The organism is Amycolatopsis sp. NPDC003861, assembly GCF_053605405.1.
The window spans coordinates 1-25555 of sequence record NZ_JBSGJD010000009.1 but is presented as its reverse complement, the minus strand read 5'-3'; the positions used below and the strand labels follow the sequence as shown (position 1 = coordinate 25555).

Annotated in this window: 25 protein-coding genes and 2 tRNA genes; 13 read left to right on the top strand and 14 right to left on the bottom strand. The window is 68.4% G+C overall.

The window, feature by feature from the left end; all coding sequences use genetic code 11:
* The first annotated feature begins 53 nt into the window (after nucleotides 1–53).
* From ACWEVN_RS04440 to ACWEVN_RS04430, 3 genes are all read left to right on the top strand, one after another.
* Nucleotides 54–428, top strand: a complete 375-nt coding sequence (locus ACWEVN_RS04440) for an EamA family transporter (protein WP_452050247.1) — start codon at nucleotides 54–56, stop codon at nucleotides 426–428.
* Between the two features lie 150 nt (nucleotides 429–578).
* Nucleotides 579–863, top strand: coding sequence for a hypothetical protein (locus tag ACWEVN_RS04435; RefSeq protein ID WP_452050246.1), 285 nt, complete (start codon nucleotides 579–581; stop codon nucleotides 861–863).
* A 62-nt stretch (nucleotides 864–925) separates the two neighbouring features.
* Nucleotides 926–1162 carry a hypothetical protein gene (locus tag ACWEVN_RS04430; protein ID WP_452050245.1) on the top strand — a complete coding sequence of 79 codons (237 nt, stop codon included), beginning with the start codon at nucleotides 926–928 and terminating at the stop codon, nucleotides 1160–1162.
* Between the two features lie 22 nt (nucleotides 1163–1184).
* Here the strand turns inward: ACWEVN_RS04430 and ACWEVN_RS04425 are convergent, their stop codons facing one another.
* The 4 genes from ACWEVN_RS04425 to ACWEVN_RS04410 all read right to left on the bottom strand — a co-directional run bounded on the left by ACWEVN_RS04425 (nucleotide 1185) and on the right by ACWEVN_RS04410 (nucleotide 5202).
* On the bottom strand, nucleotides 1185–1454 hold the full coding sequence (locus tag ACWEVN_RS04425; protein WP_452050244.1) for a hypothetical protein: 270 nt from the start codon (nucleotides 1452–1454) through the stop codon (nucleotides 1185–1187).
* 519 nt (nucleotides 1455–1973) lie between these two features.
* Nucleotides 1974–3008 carry a hypothetical protein gene (locus ACWEVN_RS04420; protein WP_452050243.1) on the bottom strand — a complete coding sequence of 345 codons (1035 nt, stop codon included), beginning with the start codon at nucleotides 3006–3008 and terminating at the stop codon, nucleotides 1974–1976.
* The gene (locus ACWEVN_RS04415; RefSeq protein WP_452050242.1) at nucleotides 2987–3658 is read right to left on the bottom strand and encodes a hypothetical protein; all 672 of its coding nucleotides are present in this window, start codon (nucleotides 3656–3658) and stop codon (nucleotides 2987–2989) included. The genes ACWEVN_RS04420 and ACWEVN_RS04415 overlap by 22 nt, the downstream gene beginning before the upstream one ends.
* A 110-nt stretch (nucleotides 3659–3768) precedes the next feature.
* Nucleotides 3769–5202 carry a DEAD/DEAH box helicase family protein gene (locus ACWEVN_RS04410; RefSeq protein ID WP_452050241.1) on the bottom strand — a complete coding sequence of 478 codons (1434 nt, stop codon included), beginning with the start codon at nucleotides 5200–5202 and terminating at the stop codon, nucleotides 3769–3771.
* Nucleotides 5203–5629: 427 nt separating this feature from the next.
* Here ACWEVN_RS04410 and ACWEVN_RS04405 point away from each other — a divergent pair, with 427 nt between their 5' ends.
* The 3 genes from ACWEVN_RS04405 to ACWEVN_RS04395 all read left to right on the top strand — a co-directional run bounded on the left by ACWEVN_RS04405 (nucleotide 5630) and on the right by ACWEVN_RS04395 (nucleotide 8958).
* Nucleotides 5630–5788 carry a hypothetical protein gene (locus tag ACWEVN_RS04405; RefSeq protein ID WP_452050240.1) on the top strand — a complete coding sequence of 53 codons (159 nt, stop codon included), beginning with the start codon at nucleotides 5630–5632 and terminating at the stop codon, nucleotides 5786–5788.
* 1925 nt (nucleotides 5789–7713) lie between these two features.
* A complete protein-coding gene (locus ACWEVN_RS04400) occupies nucleotides 7714–8055 on the top strand; it encodes a hypothetical protein (RefSeq protein WP_452050239.1) in 342 nt (113 codons plus the stop codon).
* A gap of 18 nt (nucleotides 8056–8073) precedes the next feature.
* On the top strand, nucleotides 8074–8958 hold the full coding sequence (locus ACWEVN_RS04395) for a site-specific integrase (RefSeq protein ID WP_452050276.1): 885 nt from the start codon (nucleotides 8074–8076) through the stop codon (nucleotides 8956–8958).
* Here ACWEVN_RS04395 and ACWEVN_RS04390 read toward each other — a convergent pair.
* Nucleotides 8920–8992, bottom strand: a tRNA-Lys gene (locus ACWEVN_RS04390). The genes ACWEVN_RS04395 and ACWEVN_RS04390 overlap by 39 nt on opposite strands.
* 165 nt (nucleotides 8993–9157) lie before the next feature.
* Here ACWEVN_RS04390 and ACWEVN_RS04385 point away from each other — a divergent pair.
* The gene (locus tag ACWEVN_RS04385; protein WP_452050238.1) at nucleotides 9158–10342 is read left to right on the top strand and encodes an Ig-like domain-containing protein; all 1185 of its coding nucleotides are present in this window, start codon (nucleotides 9158–9160) and stop codon (nucleotides 10340–10342) included.
* Here ACWEVN_RS04385 and proP read toward each other — a convergent pair.
* From proP to orn, 3 genes are all read right to left on the bottom strand, one after another.
* Complete coding sequence (gene proP / locus ACWEVN_RS04380) at nucleotides 10339–11766, bottom strand: glycine betaine/L-proline transporter ProP (protein WP_452050275.1); 1428 nt, start codon at nucleotides 11764–11766, stop codon at nucleotides 10339–10341. The genes ACWEVN_RS04385 and proP overlap by 4 nt on opposite strands.
* 96 nt (nucleotides 11767–11862) lie before the next feature.
* Nucleotides 11863–11938, bottom strand: a tRNA-His gene (locus tag ACWEVN_RS04375).
* Between the two features lie 77 nt (nucleotides 11939–12015).
* Complete coding sequence (orn, locus tag ACWEVN_RS04370) at nucleotides 12016–12624, bottom strand: oligoribonuclease (protein WP_310971174.1); 609 nt, start codon at nucleotides 12622–12624, stop codon at nucleotides 12016–12018.
* Nucleotides 12625–12726: 102 nt separating this feature from the next.
* Between orn and ACWEVN_RS04365 the strand changes: the two genes are divergently transcribed.
* Nucleotides 12727–14259, top strand: coding sequence for a helicase HerA-like domain-containing protein (locus ACWEVN_RS04365; RefSeq protein WP_452050237.1), 1533 nt, complete (start codon nucleotides 12727–12729; stop codon nucleotides 14257–14259).
* Nucleotides 14260–14325: 66 nt separating this feature from the next.
* Nucleotides 14326–14703, top strand: a complete 378-nt coding sequence (locus ACWEVN_RS04360; protein WP_449681262.1) for a DUF3224 domain-containing protein — start codon at nucleotides 14326–14328, stop codon at nucleotides 14701–14703.
* Nucleotides 14704–14818: 115 nt separating this feature from the next.
* Here ACWEVN_RS04360 and ACWEVN_RS04355 read toward each other — a convergent pair whose 3' ends face one another.
* The 3 genes from ACWEVN_RS04355 to ACWEVN_RS04345 form a co-directional block, all read right to left on the bottom strand.
* Nucleotides 14819–15844: a S1C family serine protease gene (locus tag ACWEVN_RS04355; protein WP_452050236.1), complete on the bottom strand. Its 1026-nt coding sequence runs from the start codon at nucleotides 15842–15844 to the stop codon at nucleotides 14819–14821.
* 98 nt (nucleotides 15845–15942) lie between these two features.
* Entirely contained in the window at nucleotides 15943–17265 is a 1323-nt protein-coding gene (locus ACWEVN_RS04350; RefSeq protein ID WP_452050235.1) for a M20 family metallopeptidase, read from the bottom strand.
* A gap of 9 nt (nucleotides 17266–17274) precedes the next feature.
* A complete protein-coding gene (locus ACWEVN_RS04345; RefSeq protein ID WP_452050234.1) occupies nucleotides 17275–17916 on the bottom strand; it encodes a class I SAM-dependent methyltransferase in 642 nt (213 codons plus the stop codon).
* Nucleotides 17917–18204: 288 nt separating this feature from the next.
* On the opposite strand from ACWEVN_RS04345, the gene ACWEVN_RS04340 reads away from it, so the two are divergent.
* From ACWEVN_RS04340 to ACWEVN_RS04330, 3 genes are all read left to right on the top strand, one after another.
* A complete protein-coding gene (locus tag ACWEVN_RS04340; protein ID WP_452050233.1) occupies nucleotides 18205–19110 on the top strand; it encodes a DNA-3-methyladenine glycosylase family protein in 906 nt (301 codons plus the stop codon).
* 675 nt (nucleotides 19111–19785) lie between these two features.
* Nucleotides 19786–20562 (top strand): M50 family metallopeptidase, encoded by a 777-nt coding sequence (locus tag ACWEVN_RS04335; RefSeq protein ID WP_452050232.1) that lies wholly within the window; start codon nucleotides 19786–19788, stop codon nucleotides 20560–20562.
* Nucleotides 20563–20666: 104 nt separating this feature from the next.
* Nucleotides 20667–21899, top strand: a complete 1233-nt coding sequence (locus tag ACWEVN_RS04330; protein ID WP_452050231.1) for an aldehyde dehydrogenase family protein — start codon at nucleotides 20667–20669, stop codon at nucleotides 21897–21899.
* 11 nt (nucleotides 21900–21910) lie between these two features.
* On the opposite strand, the gene ACWEVN_RS04325 is transcribed toward ACWEVN_RS04330, so the two are convergent.
* Nucleotides 21911–22162, bottom strand: coding sequence for a hypothetical protein (locus tag ACWEVN_RS04325; protein ID WP_449675771.1), 252 nt, complete (start codon nucleotides 22160–22162; stop codon nucleotides 21911–21913).
* An 88-nt stretch (nucleotides 22163–22250) separates the two neighbouring features.
* Between ACWEVN_RS04325 and ACWEVN_RS04320 the strand changes: the two genes are divergently transcribed.
* On the top strand, nucleotides 22251–23342 hold the full coding sequence (locus tag ACWEVN_RS04320; protein ID WP_452050230.1) for a dihydrofolate reductase family protein: 1092 nt from the start codon (nucleotides 22251–22253) through the stop codon (nucleotides 23340–23342).
* 14 nt (nucleotides 23343–23356) lie between these two features.
* Here ACWEVN_RS04320 and ACWEVN_RS04315 read toward each other — a convergent pair whose 3' ends face one another.
* Both ACWEVN_RS04315 and ACWEVN_RS04310 read right to left on the bottom strand, forming a co-directional pair.
* The gene (locus ACWEVN_RS04315) at nucleotides 23357–24562 is read right to left on the bottom strand and encodes a chitinase (RefSeq protein ID WP_452050229.1); all 1206 of its coding nucleotides are present in this window, start codon (nucleotides 24560–24562) and stop codon (nucleotides 23357–23359) included.
* Nucleotides 24563–24708: 146 nt separating this feature from the next.
* Nucleotides 24709–25555, bottom strand: an 847-nt coding sequence (locus ACWEVN_RS04310) for a HAMP domain-containing sensor histidine kinase (protein WP_452050228.1), incomplete at its 5' end; no start/stop codon positions are given.

The window sequence follows — 25555 nt, the reverse complement described above, 5'->3', positions numbered from 1 at the left end:
TGCGGGTCGTTCGATTCCTCAGCGAGCCGACAAGGAGGCGCACGTGAGCCGACGTGGCGATCGGCGCCGCCCTGCTCCTGCCCCTGGTGTTGCGCGGCGGGCAGTTGCGCTGGGTCCTGCGGTACTGGCGGCCCGCGCTCGCGTTCGCCTTCCTGGAGATCCTCGCGCCCTGGTTGCTGCTTTCGGACAGAGAACTGCGGCTGTCCAGCTCGACCACCGGGCAGCTGATCGCCGCCGCGCCGATCCTCGGGGTGGCGATGGTCCGGCTGAGCGGCACCGGACGGCTCGGCTGGGTCCGCTGGGCCGGGATGCTGCTCATCCTGGCCGGCTGCGCGCCGGCCAACCGCACCGAGAAAGCCGCCCCGGTGCCGGTTCCCGCGGAACCGGCCCAGGAGGCTGGCTCGAGTCCCGTCACCAGATCCGTGTGAGGTTTCCGTTGAACGAGCCGGTCAAGTACACGTGGAGCGAAAAGACATCCCCCACACCTGGCTCAACATCGCCCCCGACCTCGGTGGTGTGCCCCGAACCTGGATCCCGCCACCGGGGACTCGGTCAGCCGGGCCGAGCTCTGCCGGTCGATGGCGGAACCGCTGGTCGACCAGGAGCCGGAGTTCGAGATCCCCGGCGTGGTCCGCGACATCTACCGGCAGTGGCGCCCGACCCCGCGGTACCGGGCCCGCCGGCTGGAACGCGCGTTGGACACCCCGGCGCGCATTTACCACAACAAGCAGGTCGGCAAGACCGGGCTGATCGCGGAGACCGGCGCGGGCCAGTGGGGCAGCGCGATCTCGGCCGCCGCCGTGATGTTCGGCCTGACCTCGAAGGTCTACATGGTCGGGGTCAGCTACCGGCAGAAGCCCTGACGGTGGGCGCTGATGGAGGCCTTCGGCGCCATCTGCGGGTCAAGCCCCGCCCGGAAACGGCGGTGGGCCGGGCCATCCTGGCGGCGAACCCGGGCCACCCCGGCAGCCTGGGCATCGCCAACGCCGAAGCGCTGGAAGTGGCGTGCAAGAACCCGGAGCTGGGGTACAACCGCGGCCCTGCAACCCGGCGTCTTCGACGACGCGGCGGACGCAATCACGGCGGTGCTGCCGAAGGCCAGGGCCACGTGGCGGACCCGAAGGTGCTCGGCAGCGTGCTCAAGCAATTCTTCGCCGCCTGATCCCGCCTTCCGCCCGTTTTCACTACCGATCGCCCCGACGACGGACCAGAACGCTGCCATTGCCGGTGTTGATGGCTCGCCATGGACTGTCAGGGCGCCCTCGAACGAGCCACACGCACAGGAATGCCGGCCAGACGATCATCGAGGCCATCTGAGTCAGGAACCACGGCAGGCTGCCCAGAATCGTGAACAGCGACAACCGGCCCCGCTGGCTGATTCCGGCACGGGACCGGCCGACACCGGCCGACACAAGCATCCCGATCAGGTAGCTGAAGGCAAAAGCCGTTCCCATACTGCACCTTCCAGTTGCGGACGTGCGAGCTTGCGGCCCGCGAACGTTGTGCTTGCTAGAGTCGACGACATGCGGTCGTTGTTACGACAGGGGGAAAACGGCGCTCGGCTTCACTCGAACAGCGCACTCTCGACACCCGGTGGCTGATAGTTCAGCGTCAAACGGCAAACGCTGAGCTATCATCCATCGCACCGTTTTGCCCTTGTCGAGGGAGTCCGAATGTCTTCGAGTGCCGATGAAGTGACTCTCCCCGGTCGAGGCATCTGATGTGGGGAAGAAAAGCACTCAGAACGTCATTCGGTTACGAAGCACCAGCTGAAGCGCGAGTTGTCGGTTGGCGTTGTCACGCGGACGGCTGTCATCAAAGTGGGGACGAAGTGCCGCGCAGATGGCCCTTCGAGTGCCCGGGATGCGGCCGCCCGGCCGACCCGGTCTTCGCCGAACCCTGGGAGCACGAAGCTCGCGGTTACGAGTTGCGTGGCTTGTCCGACTCCGCCAAGGGACACGAGCGCGAGATCGTCACCCTGGAGCTGATCGTTTGGCGTTATGAGGCGGCTCTGCGCGGTGGAGACCGGAACGGCGCCGAGGCGGCACGGGCGGAGCTGCGGGCCACGGCCGCCAGCAGGTCGACGCCATCCTCGTCAATCCCGGGGAGGTCACCCAGCGGGGAGGGCTGCCCTGGCTGAAGCGTGTAGCCGGCGGGATCCGGGGTGTGGAATGGGACCATGTCGTCGTAGAGCTCGAAGAATCGGTTGTCGGGATGGGTGTGAGCCCAGATTGCATGCATGTAGTGGAAAATGTGGTCGCGGATGTGGACCTGCAGCCGCATACTTGCGAGGTGGCACGCCGGTGCTCGACTGCGGACTCGGTGAACCGGTCCACTGCCTCCCGCAGCGCCGTCGATGCCGTCGTGAGCGCCGCTCCCTTCGACTCGATCTGACTTTCTAGGTAGGCCAGCGCCTGCTGCGCAGCCTCGCGCTCCGCCGCCTTCCCCTCGTTCTCGTCGGAAGTCCCCATGCCCAGCGCAGACGACAGGCCACCGGTCATGATGCCCGTGGCGATCCGCTGACCAAGGTCAGCCTCGACGGCTTCCGCGAGCCCCTCACCTTCAATGAGTCCGACGATCGCGTCGCGCCGCCGCCGGGCGGCGGCCTCCAGCGCCTCATACTCGCTCTTCAGGTCCTTCACCGCGCGCCGCTGCTCAAGCACGGCCGCACGTCGGATTTCGTACTCGATCGCTGCACCGGACTGAGCTTCCTCAAGCTCGTCCAACACACCAGCTAGCTGCGGATCCAGCAACGCACCGCGAATCGGCCAGATGTGCTCGAGGATCCACGCCAGGGTGATCTGGTCGGGTGCAGGGACCGGCAGCGCGACGAGAACGACAAGCCGGACGCGCTGCAGTCGAGTCGATACCTCGAACCGGCGCTCCAGCTCGTATAGCAAGTAGGTAACGGTGATCTCGTTGTTTGGGTTGACCACGGCGCGTACGTCGGACCGCTCGGTAAGCGTCTCAGTCGTCGATTCGACCGTCACCTCCAGCTGTTCGCGCAACGAGTCGACGGCCTTACGTGCAGCCTCCGAGAAGTTTTCAACACCCGCCGCGATTCCGCCGCGGTGTTGAGATCGAACTGCGACGAGCCGCCGATGGACCCCACACCGATGTTGAAGGACCCCGTGGTCGAGACTTGGTTGTTCATAGCAGTGGTAGCCGCCTCAATGGCCTCGGACTCCAAGCGGTGGGAAGCGCTGGACTCCCGCTGCGCCTCATGTGTGCTCGTCGAGACCGTCCGCCGGTTCTCATGCACCTTACGACTGGTCGACACCCGAAACTCCCGTCGCTCCCCCGGCGACAGAGGAATCGTGTCTACCAGGCGCCCCACCTGGTAGCCGTGCGGGCTCCACTCCTGGCGGTAGCTGAGCAGGATGCCGTAGTTGACCGTTCCCGGCTCTAAGACCGTGAACTCGTAGGTGCCATCGAGCCGCGCGCGTAGCTCGTCAAGCGTCCGGTCGGCCTCGGCCAACGCACTCGGCGAGCTCTGCAGGAGTGCCTCGATTTCGGACTCCTCCTGCGAGTATCCCCGGTGGTCGTGCACCTTGCTGTGGTCGCGGTGATCGCGGACATCGGCGTGGTTGCCGTCGTTCGAGCCCCAGAGCCAATCCCCGACGTCGCCAGCGACGTCACCAAGGACGTCTTGGACCACGTCGACCAGCGGGTTCAGTGGACCCCATCCGAAGTGCAGAGCCGAACCGCCGGAGACTGCTGCCTGCTTCGCCGCCGCGCGCTCAACGATGACGTCGCGGGCCTCGTCGCTCAGCTCGGCCCACTGCAGGCAGGATAGCCTTGGTAATGCATCTTGACCAGCCGCGGAGGTGGCTCGGTGGCGTTCGCGGCAATTGTGCGCCTGCAACTGATCAGGTACCGACGCAGCGTATTCGGGCTTGGAGCCTGCGGAGGATCGGGTAGCGCCAGCCCGAAGCCGGTCCGTAACCGTGTCGCCAGATTGCGGAAATGCCACCAGACCTTAAGCAGGTCGCTGTCAGCCAAGCGGATCGCAGGCTGGACGAACGCCACCTGTAACGACTGGACCTCTCGAGCAGCGACGACGGCGCTGGGGCCGCTCTGCTCAAGCTCTGCGGCTAGCGCGCGCAGCCGTGTCAAATCTGTCTGCGTGGAGGGCTGACCGACGGAGTCCGGATCTGTGGCCAGATCACCAATGGCCCCGATCGCCCGCCGCAACACAGCCGTATCGACCTTCTCCTCCAGCTGTTGCACAGTCTCGTCCGCCGGCTGGTCGGCGGCGGGCCCGTTTTCGTCAGGCGGCGGACCGGGCAGCCGCAGTGCGTCGGTCCGCGCGGAGACGAGCAGGCGCTCGCGCAGATCCGGCCGCCGCTCCAGCCCTCGCTGGTCACCCCGGACCCCAACTACCCGGCAGAGCGTCGGGATGTCCCCGCCGAGCGCAGCCTGCTCATCCTGCGACAGGCCGATGAGGGCGCCGGACTGGGTGAGATGGTCCCGAACCGTGGGCCACACGTAGACCATCTGATCTTCGAGGGTACGGTCCGTGACCAAAGGTGACGCCTCAATGGCGTCGCGCGTCGGGCCTTCGATTGCGTCCCAATCGCTGAAGGACAGCAGCTCGGGCGGGGTGCCTGGCCGGGCGGTGCCATCGAGCATCGCGCGCAGGCCAGGATAGGCGTTGGTGTGAGCTACGACCAGCTCGCAGATCGTCTGGTAGAGGTGGCGAGCAGGGCCGGCCTTGTCGGGGATGCGCAGGGTCTGCAGCCCGCTGAGGGGCTGTTCGGCGAGGTGGGCATCGTCGAAAATGACCAGGTCGGCCGCCCCGACCCTTGGCCTGCTGCTGAAGTAGACCCAGTAGTTCATGATTCCGACGGCTCGGGCTTGGTGGTAGTCGTCGAGCTTGGCACCGCCGTAGTCCTGGGCGGCGAAGCGAACGACTTCGATTCCCAGGTCGTCGGCTTCCCTCTCGGCTCGCTCAGCGAGCTGGCGTGTGCCGGTGAGGTAGGCAACCGACCACCCACGGGTAAGCGCGTGATCGGCGATCAGTAACGCCAGCAAGGTCTTGCCCTCGCCGGTGGGCATCTCAATGGTCAGGTCGGCGGTATCGAGGTGTTGGTCCGCGTACGCGGTGAGGACTTGACGCTGACCAGGCCGAAGCTCCCTGAACTTGGCTGATCCGAAATCCACCAGGTTCTGCTCGAAGTCGGGCTTTGCGGTGTCTGTCACTGCTCACTCCTCACCCCTAGGAGGTGAACTTTACGGGCTCGGGGCGATGATTCGGACGCGATACTTCCGTTCACGCAGGCGGGTGAACGCTACGACCTGGTAACACCCACGTGCACGGCTTTCGATCACAGCCTCACTCGGCGCACGCGCAGGGCTCGGCAACTTGACGAGCGAGTCGCCGCCCTGGAAGGCACCCTTTGCGGGCGGCGCCCGCCCGTCCTGTCGTTCTCTCCCTCGGAGCCGGCTGCCGCGCACTGTCTTGGGGGAAGGCCGGACGCCTTGCAGCCAGTTGCTTCTGCCAACCTTCGGCGAATGACGAGTCACCGCCAGCGGCGGCGACTGAACCAAGCGGTGCGATTACTGCCGTGTGCCGCACTGCGGCTTGCGTCAGAGTCGGTTCGAATCCATTCTTACCGCGGGAGGTGTCGTGCTCGTCGTCGCACTTGCCGTGCTCGCCGCGGTGTCCACCGCCGCCGCGATCTGGTTCTACTTCCGCAGCAAAAGTACGTCTGGAGAGACTCCAGATGCCGTCTACCAGCTGCTACGAACCACGCCGGTATTCCGTGAAACCTTTCGCAGGCTATAGCTGAACGCCTCACCGGGCAACTGCATGAGCAATTTGCTTGTGTCGCAGTCGGCATCGGGACGCACGAGCCCGACACGGGCGCTCGGCGAAGCCAGTTCCGTAGTATCGTCAGGGGTGTTGGACAAGTTGGCTTCTTCACCCGGCGGTGGAGCGCTGAGCAGTGAATTGCGTCGCTTCACGAGGTTTGTCGCCGTTCCAGTAGTGCCAAGGAATCATGGTTCTCCTGCAGGCTGTTGACCAGGGTTTCGACTGCGGCGCTCATGGCATGCGGGTCGCGACTTAAGGCTGCGAAAACTGCGCAAGCGGACCAATTTTGCTCGACTGACTGCGTTTCTTTTGGTTGGCCGCAGGGAGTTAAGTTGGCTCTTTCGAGCCTGATCAATCTTCTTACGACGTAGGAGCAGTCGGCCTCTTACTCGATCTTCTTGTCTTGCGATTATTGAATGAAACTGAGCCTCAGCTTCGGTTCGCCTCCGTTCTATTTCACGTTCGTATTCTGTTGAACCGCCTACGAGTCGAATAAGTAGCGGTGACAGAAGCATTACTGCAATCAGTAAGCGGAATACCCATGTGCTCCAGTAGATCAGATTGTCGTTCGCTTCCAGTGTGTCGAGCGCGTGAAACTGAGCGAGGATGCCGCGCTGACCAATTGGCGTGCCTTCGTGTGTAAGTTGTTGGTCGATTCTGTTGGCAAAGAATCGAAGTGTGAGCGGCTCTGTAAGGATCAGCGTGAGCATAATCTCCATTGCGGCCAGCGGGCCGAGGATAGGGATCCATCCTATCCATCGTCGAGGTCGGGGTGATGCGACCGAAAGGCGATAGCTTTCAAAAGTGAACAACAGCAATATTAGTGTGCCACAGGCGCTATTAGCCAAATGGAAAGCTCACCAATGGTTATATTTACTAAAGATATCATTGCCAGCGTTGTGGACACCACGGGAGCCAGATATAGTACCAATCCGAATCGCGAGAATCGTACGGCGTCACTGGGGTGGAATATAAGCACTGATTCGTCAATTCCCATAGCGGCTCGAAACCGTCTGCCGCGTAATGAATTTGACTCGCCGGAGCTCACTGACTCAATATCTCGCTTAAGCTTGGATTCGAATCGCAAGAGTAGTGTCAACATGACTAAGATGGCCACTAGGCCCACGACGACTGCTTCCGCGTTGGACACGTCCATCGACCACGAGATCAACGCACCTAGGGTCCCGGCGATTGTCAGTGCGCTGGCGAGTGCCGTGATCATTTCGACGCGGGCCGCGGCTGACGTCATAGCCTGACGTACCCAGATCGATTCCAACCTTGCGAGCTCGCCTGCGCAATGCTCTACAACTTTGTCAAGCGATTGTCGCAAAGTGACAACGGCCGCACCAGTTGCTTCGTCCATGTCGCGGCGGAGCTCCATCGCCTGACGCAGCCGAGCGCGAAGCCGGTTCCTGCGAGTCTGCCCCACCACTTTCGCACCGAGCACTACGAGAGCTCCGGCAGCGGCCGCCAGAGCGCTGATCAACTGCGCGTCGAACTTCACCTCAACGGTTGTAGTGGTTCTCGGCCGCTCACGCCAGTGCTGAACTTACCCGGAGGTCGGGGTATAGGGCCGTGGTACTCGGATTTCTCTCTCTCTGCTCAAGATGGGCGCACCCTGATCTGACGGAATACTCGGCGGCAGGGAGTCGTGATGGCGGAGCGTGGTGTGTGGAAGCGGTGTGGGTGTCGATCCGGAGACGGGACGTCCATATGGGCCGTGCTGCCCTCGGCTGGCTGTGCGGGGGCACGGTAGCTGGTATTTCACGGTGGAGTTGCCGGGGCAGCGCGATGGAGGGCGGTGCCGGCTGCGGCGTGGTGTGTTTTCGTCGCGGGCGGCGGCTGTGCAGGCTCAGCGGTACTGGCGGGGTGAGGATGTCGATCCTGACCTGACTCTGGTGACGGTGGGGCAGTGGCTGGATATCTGGCTGGCCACCCGTCACGCAATTCGTCCCGCGATGCGGCGGATCTACACCCAGCTCGTGCGGGACTACCTCAAGCCCGGCCTCGGCAACGTCGCCCTGGCGGAGCTGACGATCGGACGGGTGCAGGCGATGTTCACCAGCCTGCTGCGAGCGAACGCCACGCGGGTCCAGCCGTTGTCGCCGACGACCTTGCAGCGGATACGTGGGGTGCTGCGTGCGGCGTTGAACGGAGCCATCCGGCGTGGACTGGTCACGAATAATCCGGCGCGGTGGGTGGAGCTGCCGTCGCTGCGACGGCCGCGAGCGGTGGCGTGAACGGAGGCGCGGGTCGCGGTGTGGCGGGCAACCGGGGAGCGTCCGCCGGTGGCGGTCTGGACGGCCGAGCAGACAGCCGTGTTCCTCCGGCACGCCGGGTCGCATCCGCTGCACGCGGTGTTCCACGTCGCGGCCCTGACCGGGTTACGGCGTGGTGAGATTCTCGGCCTGCGCTGGTGTGATCTCGATCTGGCTGGAGCGTCGCTGACGGTGACTCATCAGATTCAGGAGCGGGACGGTCGGGCGGTGATCTGTCTGCCGAAGTCCACGGCGAGCGGCCGTGCGGTGTCGCTGGATCGGGGTACAGTCGCGCTGCTGGTGGGGCTGCGGCCTGCGCAGCGTCGTGAGGGTAGGGGAGCTGCTGACGGGTGGGTGTTCGCGCGGGAGAACGGCAGTCATTGGAGCCCGAGTTACGTGTCGCACACGTTCCGGCGGCTGATCGAGAAGGCTGGTCTGCCCCCGGTGCGGTTCCACGACCTGCGTCACGGCGCGGCGACGCTGTCCCTGGCCGCGGGCAACGACCTGAAGACCGTGCAGGCACTGTTGGGTCACGCCAGTATCGTCCTGACCGCGGACACGTACACCAGCGTGCTCCCGTCGCTGGCTCAGGCTTGTGCGGAGGCGACCGCGAGCTTGGTTCGCCGCGCCGGTTACGACCGGGGCGGAAGATCTGCAGGTCAGGTGCTAGGTCTGGCCGGCAAGGGCGACGTCGAGCGGTCGGACACGGTCCGCGCCTCATCCGTGCCGGCGGGACTTCGGGTGGGACCCACAGCGGCCCCAGCTCGGACCCACAGATCAACAAAGCCCACCGACAGCGACCCTGAATTTGCAGGGAAACCGTTGGTGGGCTTTGCTTTCCGACTGTGCGCCATCAGGGACTCGAACCCCGAACCCGCTGGTTAAGAGCCAGCTGCTCTGCCAATTGAGCTAATGGCGCCGGTGTCTGCCGGAGGATTCCCTCGGCGACGTGGAAAAGATTAGCACCCCTCTCCGAGGCCGTTTCAGGGGGGTCCCCCAAGCCGGTTGTGGCATAGCTGCCCCGGCGTCGCGGCTGGTCGGGCACACTGTAGTCGGACATCGACGGCGAAACAGGCGGGTGGGCATGCGGGGTGTGACGGTGCGGCTGCTGGTGGCCGCCGGGTTGGTCGGGCTGGCCGGGTGCAGCAGTAGCCCTTCGGGTGAACCTCCCCGGGAGACTGCGCCGCCGCCGTCCAGTCAGAGCAAGCCCGCGCCGAAGCCCGCCACGCTCAGTCTCACGCCCGCCAAGGACGCGAAGGACGTCGCTCCCGGCGAGCCGGTGAGCGTCACCGTCAAGGACGGGAAGGTCGGGGACGTCAAGCTCACCGGGGCCGATGGCAAGGTCGTCGGCGGCAAGGCTCGGGCTGACGGCTCCGGGTGGGACTCCGCCGAGCCGCTCGGCTACAACAAGACTTACAAGCTGACGGCCACCGCCACCGGCTCCGACGGCAAGCCCGTGACGCAGGAGTCGTCCTTCAGCACCGTCAAGCCCGCCCGGCAGCTCGGCGTCTCGGTGAACCTCGGCGAGGGGGAGACCGTCGGGGTCGGGATGCCGCTCATCTTCACCTTCACCGGCAACGTCGCCGACAAGGCCGCGGCCGAGAAGGCGCTGAAGGTCACCGCGGAGCCGGCCACCGAGGGCGCCTTCCGCTGGTTCGGCGACAAGCAGGTCACCTGGCGGCCGAAGGACTACTGGAAGAGCGGCACCAAGATCAAGGTCGACGCCGCCGTCTACGGCAAGCCGCTCGGCAACGGCAGCTACGGCCGGGAGGACAAGGGGGCCAGCGCGACCGTCGGCGACAAGCTCGTCGCCGTCGCCGACGGCCAGACCCACCAGATGACGGTCACGATCAACGACAAGGAGGTCAAGACCATGCCGACCTCCATGGGCAAGCCCGGCCACAACACGCCGCAGGGCACCTACACCGTCATGAGCGAGCACACCGGCTACACGATGAACTCCGCCACCTACGGCGTCCCCGAGGACGCGCCCGGCGGCTACAGCACCTTCGTGCAGTACGCGGTCCGCCTGTCCTGGAGCGGCATCTTCTACCACTCCGCGCCCTGGTCGGTGCGGCAGCAGGGCCACAGCAACGTCAGCCACGGCTGCCTGAACCTGTCCACCGAGAACACGAAGTGGCTGATGGACACGTCCAAGAAGGGCGACATCGTCACTGTCCAGAACAGCGGCGGCCCCAAGCTCGAGCCGACCGACGGCTGGAGCTTCTGGCAGCTGTCCTGGGACGAGTGGCGGACGGCGGCGAACTAGTCCGAGCCGCGGACCAGCTCCCGCGCCTCGGCCTCGGTCGACACCGCGGGTCCCGAGCCCCACAGCGGCTTGTTCGCCGTCTCTCGGCTGAAGTACACCGCGACCGCGCCGATCGCGCCGGCCGCCATCAGGTACCAGGCCGGCCAGAAGTCGTGGCCGGTGGCGGAGATCAGCGACTGCATCACCAGCGGGGTCGTGCCGCCGAAGAGCGACACCGAGATGTTGAACGCGATGGACAGCGCGCCGTACCGGATCGCCGTCGGGAACAGCGCGGGCAGCGCCGCGGGCATCGACACCTCGAAGCAGAGCAGCAGCAGGCCCAGCCCCATCAGCCCGAGGAACGTGAGCACGAGCCCGCCGTCGTGGACGAGCAGCATCAGCGGCCAGGACAGCACGAGGAACCCCAGGCAGCCGGCCATCATCACCGGCTTGCGGCCGACGTGGTCGGTGATCCGCCCGCCGACCATGATGATGAGCATCATCACGACCATGACGACGATGATCAGCAGCAGGCCGTGGGTGGCGTCGAGGTGCAGCTGCTCCGACAGGTACGTCGGCATGTAGGACAGCAGCATGTAGTCGGTGACGTTGAACACGAGCACCAGGCCGACGCAGATCAGCAGCGCGGGCCAGTACTCGGTGAACATCTTCCAGAACGGCTCCCCGGACCGCCCCCGCTTCTCGGCCTCCTCGGCGTGCTTCTGGAACGCGGGCGTCTCCTCCAGCTTGAGCCGCATGTAGAGCCCGATGATGCCGAGCGGCCCCGCGACCAGGAACGGAACCCGCCACCCCCAGTCGAGCAACGTCTCGTGCGGCACCCAGGCCTTCATCCCGGTGACGACGGACGCGCCCAGCACGTACCCGGACAACGTCCCGAACTCCAGCCAGGACCCCATGAACCCTCGCCGCTTGTCGGGTGAGTACTCGGCGATGAAGGTGGTGGCGCCGCCGTACTCGCCTCCGGTGGAGAAGCCCTGCACCATCCGCGCGAGCACCAGCAGGATGGGCGACCAGACGCCGATCGAGCTGTACGACGGGATCAGCCCGATGCACAGGGTCCCGATGGCCATCATGATCATGGTGACGGCGAGCACCTTCTGCCGCCCGATCCGGTCGCCGAGCGGCCCGAACACGAGCCCGCCGAGCGGCCGCATCAGGAAGGCGGCGGTGAACGCGCCGAACGTCCCGATCAGCCGGACGCCGGGGGACACACTGGCCGGGAAGAACACCTCGGCGATGGTGTCGGCGATGTAGGCGTAGACGCCGAAGTCGAACCACTCCATGGCGTTGCCGAGCGCGGCGGCCCCCACCGCCCGCTTGAGCAACGACCGGTCGACGACGGTGATGTCCTCGTACCGCAGCTTCTTCTTACGACCCCGGATCTTCGGTGCTGAACGTGCCACCAGAACACCGTGCACCGGCATTCGGCCGCGCGCACGCTGAGCCATCCGGTCGTGAGCGTTGCCACGGACGGCGGAACGCAAAACCCCAGCTCGGACCGAAGATCCAAACTGGGGTGATGGGGTGAGCGACGGGTTTCGAACCCGCGACCTCCTGGACCACAACCAGGTGCTCTACCAGCTGAGCTACGCCCACCATCGCCGAGGGGATCCGCTTGCGATCACCTCGCTGGCAGTAATCGTAGCGGGTGCCCTCGACCGGTTTTCACCGGGTCACCTCTGGTGGTGTTCCTGCACTTCAGCGGCGGCGGCTTTGGCTTCTTCGCTGGTGGGGCCGGGCTGGGGGACGAAGGCGACGCGCCGGTAGTAGTCGAGTTCGCCGATGGATTCGCGGATGTCGGCGAGGGCCCGGTGGGCGAGGCCCTTCTCGGGCTTGGCGTAGTAGATGCGCGGGTACCAGCGGCGCACGAGTTCCTTGACGGACGAGACGTCGACCATGCGGTAGTGCAGGTGGGCGTCGAGCGCGGGCATGTCGCGGGAGATGAAGCCGCGGTCGGTGGCGATGGAGTTGCCGGCGAGGGGCGCGGTGCCCGGCTCGGGGACGTGCTCGCGGATGTAGTCGAGGACGCGGCGTTCGGCTTCTTCGAGGGTCACCGTGGAGCGGCGGACTTCTTCGGTGAGGCCGGAGTGGGCGTGCATCTCGCGGACGACTTCGGGCATCCCGGCGAGTTTTTCCTCGTCGGCGTGGATGACGATGTCGACTCCGTCGCCGAGCACGTTCAGCTCCGCGTCGGTGACGAGGGCGGCGATTTCGATCAACGCTTCCTTGCCGAGGTCGAGCCCCGTCATTTCGCAGTCGATCCAGACTAGGCGGTCGGTCACCTGGTGACCCTAACCCGACACGGGGATGCGAAGGGCGTTACCTGCGCGTACGGCGCGTTACGCTCCCGGTGTGGTCCAGGACACACGATCGGGGAGCTGCGAGTGACCGAGCAGGCGTCGCCGGCGAGTGAGATCGCCGCCGGGTATGCGAGTGAGGGTGCCGCGCTGGAGCTGGGCGCGGTGGTGATCGACGGGCAGGTGGACGCGGCCGCGGCCGTGCGCCTGCCGTTGGCGACGCTGAACCGGCACGGGCTGGTCGCCGGTGCGACCGGGACGGGCAAGACGAAGACGTTGCAGCTGATCTCGGAGCAGCTGTCGGCGGCCGGGGTGCCGGTGGTGCTCGCCGACGTCAAGGGCGACCTGTCCGGGCTGGCCGCGGCGGGCGAGGCGAACGACAAGGTCACGAAGCGTGCGCAGGAGCTCGGCGACGACTGGGCGGGCGCGGCGTTCCCGGTGCAGTTCCTGTCGCTGGGCACCGGCGGGAAGGGCTCGCCGATCCGGGCGACGATCACCAGTTTCGGGCCGGTGCTGCTGTCCAAGGTGCTGGGGCTCAACGAGACGCAGGAGTCGACGCTCGGGCTGATCTTCCACTGGGCCGACCAGCGCGGCCTGGCGTTGCTGGACACGAAGGACCTCCGGTCGGTGATCACGCACCTGACCAGTGACGAGGGCAAGGCGGACCTCAAGGGGATCGGCGGGGTCTCGGCGGCGACGGCCGGGGTGATCCTGCGTGCGCTGTCCAATCTGGAGGCGCAGGGCGGGGAGGACTTCTTCGGCGAGCCCGAACTGGACGTGCACGACCTCATGCGCGCTCGCGACGGCAAGGGCGTCGTCACGCTGCTGGAGCTGGACAACCTGCAGTCGAAGCCGGCGCTGTTCTCGACGTTCCTGATGTGGCTGCTGGCCGAGCTGTTCGAGGAGCTGCCCGAGGAGGGCGATCTCGACCAGCCGAAGCTCGTGTTCTTCTTCGACGAAGCCCACCTGCTCTTCGCCGACGCGTCGAAGGCGTTCCTCGAGCGCATCGAGCAGACCGTGAAGCTGATCCGGTCGAAGGCCGTCGGCGTGTTCTTCTGCACGCAGCTGCCCACGGACGTCCCGAACGCCGTGCTTTCGCAGCTCGGCGCGCGGATCCAGCACGCGCTGCGGGCGTTCACCCCGGACGACCAGGCGGCGCTGGCCAAGACGGTGAAGACCTACCCGAAGACGAAGTTCTACGAGCTCGACACGGCGTTGACGTCGCTGGGCATCGGCGAGGCGATCGTCACGGTGCTCTCGGAGCGCGGTGCGCCGACGCCGGTGGCGTGGACGCGGCTGCGGGCGCCGCGGTCGAAGATGGGCTCGATCGGCGACGAGGCGGTTGCCGCTGCGGTGTCCTCGTCGGACCTGCACGCGAAGTACGCCGAGACGATCGACCGGGAGTCGGCCTACGAGAAGCTGGCCGCGAAGGTCGCGGCCGCCCCCGAGCCTGCGCCGGCTCCCGCTCCCGACGCGCCGGCACCTGTGCCCGAGAAGGACGAGCCCGGCTTCATCGAGTCGGCGATGAAGAACCCGGCCGTGAAGTCGTTCATGCGGTCCGCGGCGAGCGCGCTGGGCCGGGAGATCACGCGCGGGCTGTTCGGCAACCGGAGGCGCTGACAAAACCTGACGCAAGCTGTCAGGTATGGCTGGCAGGCTGGCGCCACCTTCGAAAGGAAATCAGCCATGACCAGCACAGCCGCCGCGTCATTCGTCCTCGACAAGTGGGAACCGCAGGCGACCGACGAGGCCGGAGGCACCGAGTTCGCCCGGGTGGCGATCGGCAAGACGTTCACCGGGGCGGTCGAGGGGACCAGCACCGTCGAGATGCTTTCGGCGTCCAACGCGACTTCGCGTGCGTACGTCGCCTTCGAACGTCTCGAGGTCTCGGTCGACGGCCGGAAGGGCGGTTTCGTCCTGCACCACTCGGCCGACGACTCCGGCCTGGCGCTGAAGATCCTCACCGGCTCGGGCTTCGGCGAACTGGCCGGGATCGCCGGGACGGCGAGCATCGAGATCGACGAGGAGAAGAACCACCTCTTCACCCTCACCTACACGCTTTGAGCAGCACGAAGGCCGTTTCGAGAGCCCCCGATTGACTCTCGAAACGGCCTTCGCGGTGTTTTCCCGCTCCCCGAAGCGGGGGGACGGGCCGCCCCGACCACGGCCCGTCCGCGTCCTAGTTGTTCACGATCTGGTCGACGATCTTCTTGGCGTCGTTGATCGGGATGGCGAAGCCGATCCCGACGCTGCCCGCCGAACCGTTGGCCGACGCGGTCGGGCTGTAGAGCGCCGAGTTGATGCCGATCACGTTGCCCTGGGTGTCGACCAGCGCGCCACCGGAGTTGCCCTGGTTGATCGAGGCGTCGGTCTGGATCGCGGTGTAGCTGGGCGAGTCTTCGCTCTGGTTCGACGTGCGGCTGAACGGCGAGCGCTGCTGCTGCTCACCCTGCCCGATGTCGGACAGGTTCCGGTTCAGCGCGCTGACGATGCCGGTGGTGACGGTGTTCTGCAGGCCACCCGGCGAGCCGATCGCGACCACCGACTGGCCGACGACGAGCTTGCTCGAGTCGCCCAGGCCGGCCGCGGTCAGGCCGCTGGCGTTCTGGGCCTGGACCACGGCGATGTCCGCCTTGGTGTCCGCGCCGACCACGCTGGCCTGGTACTTCTTGCCGTCGGAGGTGGTGATGACGACGTTCTGGGCGCCGTCGACGACGTGCGCGTTGGTCAGGATCCGGCCGTTCGAGGTGAGGATGACGCCGGAACCGATGGCCTCGCCCTGGTCGGTCGTGACGTTGATCTGGACGACGCTCGGCGTCACCTTCGCCGCGACGGCGCTGACATCGCCGGAAGTGGAGTTCGCGACCGTCTGCCCGTTCGCCGCCGGCGTGCTGACCGACGTCGTCGCGCCGTCCGCCGAAGTCGTCGTGAGCCCGACGATCGCGGCGCCGCCGACGCCACCGACCAGCGCGGCGCCGAGCGCGGTCGCGCTGACGATCATCGCGACCCGGCCGCCCTTGCGCGGCTTGGCCTTCAGCGCCGTGGGCGCCGGGGAGCCCGGCGGCGGCTGCGGGGTGAAGAGCGGATTCGGCGCGGCCTGCTGCTGGTAGGCGTACTGCGCGTACGGCCCGTACTGCTGGGTGCTCTGGTGCGGCTGGTGCCCACCGGTTGAGGCGGGGCCGGGCCGACTCTCGTTCTCGGTCATGACACCAGATTCGCGCCCGTGCTTGTGAGCAGCCTGTGGAAATACCTCAGGCTTTGCTGAGAAGAATCAGCTGAGAAAACTCAGGTAATCCTCAGGCGTCAGACGAAGAACGACGGAACGTCCAGGGCACCTCCCGCCGCCTCGAACTCGTCGTGCACGGCCCTGCGCAGCTCGGCGTCGCCGAGGTAGTCGGCGGCGGTCAGAGCCAGCCCCAGCGCGCCGTCGCGGACTCCCTGATCGCCCGTCTCGGACCCGGCCGCGGCCGCGAACTCCTTGGTGTGCAACGCCACCGTCGGCCCCGAGATCGCCAGCATCGGGTGCAGCGCGGGCACGCGGTAGGAGAGGTTGCCGAGGTCGGTGGAGCCGGTGAGCGACTCCGGCACGATGCCCGGTGGGAGTGGCTTGCGGCCGGTGATCACCTGGTTGGCCGACCAGCGCCCGGCGAGCGCGGTGTTGAACCGGATCGGCAGGTAGGCCGGCTGGGCGTCCCAGATCAGCTCGACGCCGCAGCCGGTCATCGCCGCGGCGCCCTCGGCGATCGACGTCATGCGGGCGGCGAGGTCGCGCAGGGTATCCGGGGACTGGGACCGGAGGTAGAACAGCAGCGCGGCCCGCGCCGGGATGACGTTGGGCCGGGCGCCGCCGTCGGTGAATACGCCGTGGACGCGGTCGCTCTGCGGGAGCTGCTGGCGTAGCGCCGAGACACCTTGGTACGCGGCGACGGCGGCGTCGAGCGCGTTGCGGCCCATGAACGGCTGGGCGCTCGCGTGCGCGCCGACACCGTGGAAGACCATCTCCAGCTGACGCCGCCCGAGGAACGGGTGCAGCGCGATGTCGTGGCTGAACGGGTGCAGCATGATCACCGCATCGACGTCGTCGAACACGCCGGCGCGGGCCAGGATCTCCTTGCCGCCCCCGCCTTCCTCCGCGGGGGTGCCGATCAGGCTGACGCGGCCGCCGAGCCGCTCGGCGACGGTGGCGGCGCCGAGGAACCCGCCCGCGGCGGTGGTGCAGATGACGTTGTGGCCGCAGGCGTGGCCCAGCCCGGGCAAGGCGTCGTACTCGGCGAGGAGCGCGATGTGCGGGCCGTCTTGTCGTGGAGTGCTGACGCGCAGCGCGGTGTCGAGCCCGCCGACGCCGACCGTGGCCTCGTGGCCGTGGCGTTGCAGGAGATCGGCCAGGGCGCGGACCGACCGGTGCTCGGTGAATCCCTCCTCGGGGTGGGCGTGCAGATCTTGGCTCAATACCACCAGATCGGGTGAGCTGCGTTCGACCGCGGCGGTGACTTCGGCCCGCGTCACCTCGTCCGCGCCGGTGTGTGGCGAGGACAGCGGTTCGGCGGCCGCGACGGCGTCGGCGGTGGCCTCGACCAGGGAACGCAGGTAGCTGTCGTCGGGCGGGACGGGGGCGGTGTCGGTCATGGGGCGATGCTAACCGGGAGCTCCGACATTTTGTGGTGCTCGGCCCGCGACGATCTGCGTGACGCCGGCGTACCGCTCGCTGAGTTCCGTGAAGCCGCGGGCGCGTAGGCTCGCCGCGATTTCGCCGCGGTCGAACATCTTCTGGCCGCTCACGATCCCGCCGGCCGACTCGATCAGCCGCGCGGGCTGCCAGCCGCGGCGTGCGCTTGTCAGCAGCACGATCCGGCCGCCTGGTTTCAGTACGCGCGCGAAAGAGTCCAGCGCGGTTTCCGGCTCGGCGAACATGTGCAGCGCGGCGAAGCAGCAGATTCCGTCTACTGTGGACGGTTTCAGTGGGAGATCCACGGCGTCGGCACGCAGGTAGGCGACGGTGTCCGGGCCGCCCTCGGCGACGGCCTTGGCGAGCATGGTGCAGGCGCCGTCGAGGCCGATCGCGAGGCCGTCCGGGCCGACGGCCGCGCCGAACGCGCGGGTGAACCGGCCGGTTCCACAGGCGACGTCGAGCACGGTGTGGCCGGGTTTCAGGCGGAGGAGTTCCGTGGCGATCCTGACCTCGCCCGTCATGCTCGGCCCGAGCGGGCCCTTGAGTGCGCGGCCGAGTGTGGGACGCCAGTAGCGTTCGTAGACCTGTGGGAGCAGGGTGGTGCGCATCAGCCGCTGCGTGAGCCCGGTCGGCGGGCCGGCCTAATCCGCGGCGCCGAGCAGGTCGAGGTAGCCGTCGTCCGCCTCGGCCGGCGTCCCGAGCAGGGCCTGAAGACGATCGGATGCGCTGGTCGGCACGGGTTCTCCTCGCTTTCGGATACCGGCAGTATGCCAACTTCCCGGCCACTCGTTCGAGTGAACAAATCCGGGCTCAGGCGTTCGACGCCCGGAATTGTCGGTCCCCCTTCCTAACGTCGCAGGCGAGGTCCCGATCGGGCCCGATCCGAGGAGGTAGAGATGACGACGATGTCCCGTCCCTGTGGCGAGATCTCGGTAATGGGTGAGTTCGACCTGGCCGCGGCAGCCCGCTTCCTGACCGGTTTCGCCCCGGCCGGCGAGCCGGACGCCGAACCCGGCGCTCTGCGGGTGGCGTTCACGCTCGACGGCGAATGGACACCGGTGGGAGCGGTGCTGCGGCAGAGATCGCCCGGCGAGGTCACGGTCGAGGTCCACGGCCCGCCCGCGCACACCGACGCCGTGGTGGCGCAGGTGAGGAGGATGTGCTCGCTGGACATCGACGGCACGGCCTTCCCGCAAGCCGGCGCCCGTGATCCGGTGGTTTCCCTGTTGCAGGGGTTGCACCCGGGCCTGCGCCCGGTCTTGTTCGCATCCCCGTACGAGGCGGCGTGCTGGGCGGTGCTGAGCCACCGCATCTGGATGACCCAGGCGGTCAGACTGCGCCGGCGCTTGACCGAGCGCTACGGCACCGAGGTCGACGTGGGCGGCAGCAGGCTGAGGACGTTCCCGGCTCCCGCGGCGCTGGCGAAGGCGGAGTACCAGCCGGGCCTGCCGGGCCCGAAGCTTCCCCGCCTGAGAGCCATCGCCGAGGCGGCGACGGAGGGCAAACTGGACGCGGCGACGTTGCGCGCGATGCCGGCCGAGGAAGCGCTGAAGCAGCTGCAGTTGCTGCCGGGCGTCGGCCGCTTCAGCGCGGAGCTGATCCTGATTCGCGGTGCCGGTCACCCGGATGTGTTTCCCCGTAGTGAGACACGGTTGCACGAGATCATGCGCGAGGCGTACCACGCCCCGGACGCGGGAGTGGGGGAGCTGGCGGAGATCGCGGAGGCTTGGGCGCCGTTCCGAAGCTGGGCGTCGTTCCTGTTCCGCGTCGAGGGCGAGGCCCGGATGAGGGAGTCTCGATGACCTGACCCAGCCCCGCCGGCCCCGGTGCAACGCGGCCTGACCGGCTCGATTCGCGCTGGACTGGCCCGAGCCGGCTGGACCTGAGCTGTTCCGACCGGCTCGGCGCAAGCCGGCCCGACGCCTCGGTCCCTGACTCGCTTCGGCCCTGGCCGGCCCGGCTCGACCTGAATTGTTTCGACCGGCTCGACGGGAGCCGGCCATGGACCGCCTTGGCCCGCCTCGGCCTTGGCCCGGCTCGGCGCTGGCCCGCTTCGGCGCTGGCTCGGCCCTGGCCTGGCTCGGCCGAACCGCCCGAGCCGAGTCGGCCGAACCGCCCGAGCCGAGTCGGCCGAACCGCACGAGCCGAGTCGGCCGACTGGATCCGGGCCGGCTCGGGCCCGAGCTGGCCCTTGTCCGACCCGGGGCCGGTCTTGGGCCGGGAGGCGGCCTGGCGCCCGCCGGCGACCGGTGCGTGACCTGCTCGCCGAGCCTGGACCCGACCCAGCCCGGCAAGGCGTCGGCCCGGCGGTAGCCACCCCGAACCCTGCCCGCCCGCCGGCCGGGAGCCCGAAACCCGGCCGCCAAGTCAATCGACCAGACAGAAAGGAGACCACCACGACCCAATACCGGAAGCCGCGCAGCAGCAGACGGTGGGGACTCACAGTAGCCAGATATCGCCTGTGGTGAGGTGTCCGGGTGAGCTCGCCCGTTCCTTCCGCGCTCGGCGGCCCGGCCGGTGACACCCTGTCAGCACTCCGCGCGGCTGCCGCCACCGACACCGGGTCTCTGCTCGAGCAGGCCCAGGCGCCCGCCGTGATCACCCTGATCGCCGGTGGGGTGGCGCTGCTCGTCGTGCTGGTCGGCGGTACGCCGTGGCGGCGGGCGCGCAACGTCGTCACGATGGTGCACGAGGCCGGCCACGCGCTGGCCGCCGTGCTGGTCGGGCGGCGGCTGCAGGGCATCAAGCTGCACTCGGACACCTCGGGCGTCACCGTCTCGCGCGGCAAGCCCGAGGGGCCGGGCATGGCGTTCACCGCGATGGCTGGGTACCTGGCGCCGTCGGTCCTGGGGCTTCTGTTCGCCAGCCTGCTGGGTGCCGACCTGGTCGGCACGGTGCTGGTGCTGATCGCGCTGCTGCTGCTCGGTGTGCTGGTGATGGTGCGCAACGCGTACGGCGTCTTCACGGTCGTCGCCAGCGCTGCGGTGCTGGCGCTGATCGCGTTCGTCGCTCCAGTCGAGCTGCAGGCTCCGTTCAGCTACCTCGTGACGTGGTTCCTGCTGTTCGCAGGCGTGCGGCCGGTCGCCGAGCTGCAGATCAAGCGTCGGCGGGGGCAGGCCCGCGACTCCGACGCGGACCAGCTGGGCCGCTTGACCGCGGTCCCGCCGATCCTGTGGGTCCTGGTCTTCGCGGTGGCGACGGTCAGCTGCCTGATCGCCGGCGCGCTCTGGCTGCTGGAGCCCGTGGCCAAGTGAGCCGCGGCGCCTGACGGCGGACGAGCCTGTCCGCGGTGGAGCCCGTGGCCGGTCACCGGCGTGCATGCGGCAAACTGGTGGTCCGCGCGGAGGGAGACGTAACGATGGACGAGGTCGCCAAGGCCGTCGAAGAGTGCGCACGGGCGGCGAAGCTCGCCGCGCCGTCGCTGGCTGCCGCAAGCGCCGAGGCCGTCGATGGCGCTCTCAGCGGGATGGCCGAGCGGCTGCTCGCGCACCGCGACGAGATCCTCGAGGCGAACCAGGCCGACGTCGAGCGCGCCAAGGCCGACGGGATGAGCGCCGGCCTGCTCGACCGGCTCACCATCACCCCGGAGCGGCTCACCGGCATGGCCGAACAGCTGCGGCTGCTCGCCGGCGCGCCGCACCAGGAGCGCTCCGTCGACGTCTCCACCCTGGACGGCGGGCTGCGGCTGGTCGAACGGCGGCGGCCGGTCGGCGTCATCGGCGCGAACTACGAGGCGCGGCCGAACGTCACCGTCGATGTGGCTTCCCAGCTGGTCAAGTCGCGCAACGCCGGCGTACTGCGCACCGGCTCGGCCGCGCTCGGGTCGGCCCAGCGGCTGCGGGAGGTCGTCATCGCGCCGGCGCTCGCCGAGGCGGGCATCGACGCCGACTGCGTCCAGCTCGTGCCGCGCGTCGAGCGCGAGGCCGCGTCCGCGCTCGTTCGGCTGCCCGGCCTCGTGCCGCTGGTGATCCTGCGGGGCAGCGGGGACAGCACGCGGGCCCTCGCCACCGAGGCGGCCGTCCACGGCGTGCGCACCCTCGCCCACGCCGACGGCGGTGGCGTCCTCTACGTCGACCGTGGCGCGGACGTCACCAAGGCGCGTGACCTCGTCTACGCGAGCCTCGACAGGCTGGGCGTCTGCAACCGGCTGAACCTGCTGCTCATCCACGAAGACATCCACGACGACGCCTGGCCGGCGATCTCGGACGCGCTCGCCGAGCGCGGCGTCACGCCTTCGCTCGCCCCGCACGAGCACCCGATCGGCTACGAGTGGGCGCTGGACTCCGACCGCGAGGCGACCGTCACCGTCGCGAAGGTCGGCTCGCTCTCCGACGCCGTCGAGATCGCCAACGAGCGCACGTCCGGCCTGGCAGCGGGCATCACCACCGAGGACGAGTCGGCCGCCGACGCCTTCTTCGACGGCTACACCGGCACGGGCGTCTTCTGGAACGCCCCGACCCGCCTCCTCGACGGCTTCAAGCTGCTCGCCGTCCCGGAAACCGGCATCAACCTCGACAAGGTCCCCGGCCCCCGCGGTCCGGTGACCTACACCGACCTCTACGTCCGTCAGTACGCGGTCCTGCCGGCCTGATTCGGACGGCGTCAGCGCGTCGGCGGGACGCCGGCGAGCCTGCGGAGCTCCTTGACCGTCTCGGCGGCGTTCGTGACCAGCTCGGACGGCCCGTCGGCCTCGCCGGAGTAGCGGTAGATCGCCGTCGGGCCGTCGCTGATGGCGATGGCCGCGACCAGGCGGCCTTCGGGGTCGCGGGTGAGCCCGGTCGTCACCGACACCTCCCGGCCGACGGTGTCGACCGTGGTGAGTGTCCGCTCCTTGTACCAGCCTCGCGTTGTCATGATCAAAATGCTCCGGGGGAATGGGCACGACAGGGGGATACGTCCTAGGACGCCGGGACCGCCCCGCGCGTTACGGCATACTGGCCGGGTGATCTCCCGGCCGCACGTCCTGCTGTCCGCCGCGCAGTCGCTCGACGGCTACCTCGACGACAGCTCGCCCGAGCGGCTCGTGTTGTCCACAGAGGACGATTTCGCCGTCGTCGACCGGTTGCGGGCCGAGGCCGACGCCATCTTCGTCGGGGCCGGCACCGTGCGGGCCGACAACCCGCGGCTGCTCGTCCGCTCTCCCGAGCTGCGGCGGCAACGCCTGGAGCAGGGGAAGCCCGAACAACCCGTCAAGGTCACCGTGACCACCCGCGGCCTCGATCCGGACGCGCAGTTCTTCACCGTCGGGGACACCGAAAAGATCGTCTACGCCCCACCCGGCGCCGCGGACGCGCTCAAGCACGTCGCCACCGTCGTCGACGCGGGCGACCCGCCCGACTTCGGGCGCATCCTCGACGACCTCGGCGCGCGCGGCATCGAACGTCTGCTGGTCGAGGGCGGCGGCGGGATCCACACGCGGTTCCTCACCGAAGGCCTCGCCGACGAGCTGCGGCTCGCGATCGCGCCGTTCTTCGTCGGGCAGCCGGACGCGCCCCGGTTCGTCGGGCCCGGCCTGTACCCGCGGCCGCTCGTGCTGACCGCCGCGAACGAACTGCAGGGTATGGCGATCCTCGAATACCGCGCCGCCGACGAGCCGACCGGCCGGGACGTCCAGCGCCTCAAGGAAGCCATCGCGCTCGCCGCCGAGTGCCCGCCCAGTCACACCTTCCGGGTCGGTGCCGTCATCACCGACGCCGACGGCGAAGTCGTCGCCACCGGGCATTCCGGCGAGGGCGACCCGAACAACCACGCCGAAGAAGCCGCGCTGGCCAAGTGCGCCGGTGACCCGCGGCTGGCCGGCGCCACCATGTACAGCTCACTGGAACCGTGCAGTCACCGCAGTTCGCACCCGCGCAGCTGCACGCAGCTCGTCCTCGACGCCGGCATCCCGCGCGTCGTGTTCGCCTGGCGGGAGCCGCCGGTCTTCGTCGACGCCCGGGGCACCGAGCTGCTGCGGCAGGCCGGGCGGCGCGTCGTGGAGGTTCCCGCGCTGACCCCGGAGGTCCAGCGCGAGAACACCCACCTCGACTTCTGAAACTCGCGAAGAGGTCAGCAGGCGCCGTTGTCCTGCCAGACGCCCCATTCGCCGGTGGTCCCGGGCTCCTCGCCCTGCGTCCACCACTTGGCGGTCCACTTGTGGCTGTTGTGCGAGACGACGTTGTCCTTGACGTAGACCTTCGTCCGGTCCCACTCCGCCGCGGTGCACGAGCCGCCGCCCGGCGTGGTCGGGGTGGTCGTCACCGGCGGGGTCGTCTGCGGCGGCGTCGCCCCGGCGAAGCGGACGCTGAACTTCGTGAAGTCCCAGTCGTTCTGCGGGACGTTGCTGCAGACGCCGTTGTCCGTGGTGCCGACGCACGCGCGGTCCCGGTTGACCGACCAGAACGTGAAGCGGCCGAGGCCGTGGCTGGTCGCGTAGTCGTACACCGTCTGGAAGTCCGCCGTGTAGAACATCTCGGACGCGTCCGACTTGCCGTTCATGCCGGAGAAGCCTTCGTGCGAGTACGCGGTGGCGCTGTCCCAGCCCATGTGGGACATCAGCAGGCCGTGGAGCGCCTCGAGCGCCGACACCTGCGACGAACCGCCGTTGAAGCCGCCGTCGAAGGGCATGATCGAGAAGTTGTTCGGCGTGAAGCCGATCGACTTCGCCTGGTCGATCAGCTGGGTGCCGAACCAGCCGGTGCCGGCCGCGGTACCCGGCATGGTCACCGAGACGAACAGGCCGGGGTTGTTGGCCTGCAACGTCTTCGCAGCGCCGAGCTCGTTCGCGATCGCGGCCGTGTTCTCGTACTCGGGCTCTTCGAGGTCGAAGTCGATCGCCTTGAGCGAGTACTTCGTGATGACCTGCTGGTACGCGGCGGCCGTCGCGGCCACCGTGCCGCAGGTCTGGCCGAGCTTGGTGCCGCCGTACCCGCCGACGGACACCGAGACGTCGCCGCCCGCGCCGCGGATCCGCGAGATCACGCCCGCGACGGCGGTGTCGGACGAGACCGCGGACGTGCCGTCCCAGGTGGGGCTGCAGCCGCCGCCGTTCGGGGCGAGGATGAACGCGAGCTGGAACGCCTTGAGCCCGGTCGCGTTCATCACGGTGATCGGGTCCGGCGGGTTGTTGCTCTGGGGCATCAGGTACGGCGCCGCGGCGTACCAGTTGTTGCTCAACGCCGCGGTCGCCGACGGTGCGCCGAGCACGAGGCTGACGGCGGTGGCGGCGAAAGTGGCGGCGGCGAGCCCGACGGCGGCCAGTCTGCTCCTGCGCATGAGCTGTCCTCCCGGTGGGGATCGAGGTGGACAGATCATTGGACTAGACCATTGATGAAGTCAAGGCGCGAAAGTCGGTTGGGTGGAAAGCGCGGGCGAAAAGCGCCGGAATATCCGAAATTCGTCCACGGGACGAGCCGGGCAGGTCACGCCGCGGGCAGCGACACGACCACCACCAAGCCGCCGTCCACGCGAGCGCTCGCCGTCACCTCGCCGCCGTGGGCGTGCGCCACCGAGCGCACGATCGACAACCCGAGCCCGGTCCCTTCCGCCGCCACGCGGGCGCGGCGGTGGAACGGGTCGAACAACGCCGGCACCTCGGCCGGCGGGATCACCGGCCCGCTGTTCGCGACCTCCAGTTCCACCCGTCCCGGCCGCGACCGGGTCGCCACGCGCACCCAGCCGCCGGGCACGTTGTGGCGTGTCGCGTTCTCCACCAGGTTGGCGGCCAGGCGCTCCAGCAGCACCGCGTCGCCCGCCGTCACCGCTTCGGCCAGGGACTGTTCCACCTCCGGCGGCGCCACCTGCGCGACCAGCGCCGCGAGATCCACCGGGCTCCGCGAGGTCAGCGCGCTCTCCGACTTCGCCAGCAGCAGCAACCCGCTGATCAGCTTTTCGTTCCGCGCGTTGATCCGCAGCAGCTTGCCGCCGAGCTCCCGGACGTCACTTCCGCGGCGCATCGCCACCTCGACCAGGGACCGGTTCAACGTCAGCGGCGTGCGCAGCTCGTGCGACGCGTTCGCGACGAACCGCCGCTGGGCGTCGAACGACCGGTCGAGGCGCTCGACCATCACGTCGAACGCGTCGGCGAGGTTCTTCACCTCGTCGTCGGGCCCGCACAGGGCGATCCGCGCCTGCCCGCCCGGGTCGGCCGCCGCGGCGATGCGGCGCGCGGTCTCGGTGACCTGCCGCAGCGGTGCCAGCGCCCGCCCCGCCACCAGCCACCCGAGACCGGCCGCCAGCACCGCGACCGCGCCGAGGGCGATCGCCCCC

What these genes read in the sequence shown, in the direction of transcription:
- ACWEVN_RS04435 (WP_452050246.1), top strand. Translation starts at nt 579, where the DNA reads ATGGCGGAACCGCTGGTCGACCAGGAGCCGGAGTTCGAGATCCCCGGC.
- ACWEVN_RS04425 (WP_452050244.1), bottom strand. Translation starts at nt 1,454, where the DNA reads ATGGGAACGGCTTTTGCCTTCAGCTACCTGATCGGGATGCTTGTGTCG.
- ACWEVN_RS04385 (WP_452050238.1), top strand. Translation starts at nt 9,158, where the DNA reads ATGCGGGGTGTGACGGTGCGGCTGCTGGTGGCCGCCGGGTTGGTCGGG.
- proP (WP_452050275.1), bottom strand. Translation starts at nt 11,766, where the DNA reads ATGCCGGTGCACGGTGTTCTGGTGGCACGTTCAGCACCGAAGATCCGG.
- ACWEVN_RS04360 (WP_449681262.1), top strand. Translation starts at nt 14,326, where the DNA reads ATGACCAGCACAGCCGCCGCGTCATTCGTCCTCGACAAGTGGGAACCG.
- ACWEVN_RS04355 (WP_452050236.1), bottom strand. Translation starts at nt 15,844, where the DNA reads ATGACCGAGAACGAGAGTCGGCCCGGCCCCGCCTCAACCGGTGGGCAC.
- ACWEVN_RS04350 (WP_452050235.1), bottom strand. Translation starts at nt 17,265, where the DNA reads ATGACCGACACCGCCCCCGTCCCGCCCGACGACAGCTACCTGCGTTCC.
- ACWEVN_RS04345 (WP_452050234.1), bottom strand. Translation starts at nt 17,916, where the DNA reads ATGCGCACCACCCTGCTCCCACAGGTCTACGAACGCTACTGGCGTCCC.
- ACWEVN_RS04340 (WP_452050233.1), top strand. Translation starts at nt 18,205, where the DNA reads ATGACGACGATGTCCCGTCCCTGTGGCGAGATCTCGGTAATGGGTGAG.
- ACWEVN_RS04330 (WP_452050231.1), top strand. Translation starts at nt 20,667, where the DNA reads ATGGACGAGGTCGCCAAGGCCGTCGAAGAGTGCGCACGGGCGGCGAAG.
- ACWEVN_RS04325 (WP_449675771.1), bottom strand. Translation starts at nt 22,162, where the DNA reads ATGACAACGCGAGGCTGGTACAAGGAGCGGACACTCACCACGGTCGAC.
- ACWEVN_RS04315 (WP_452050229.1), bottom strand. Translation starts at nt 24,562, where the DNA reads ATGCGCAGGAGCAGACTGGCCGCCGTCGGGCTCGCCGCCGCCACTTTC.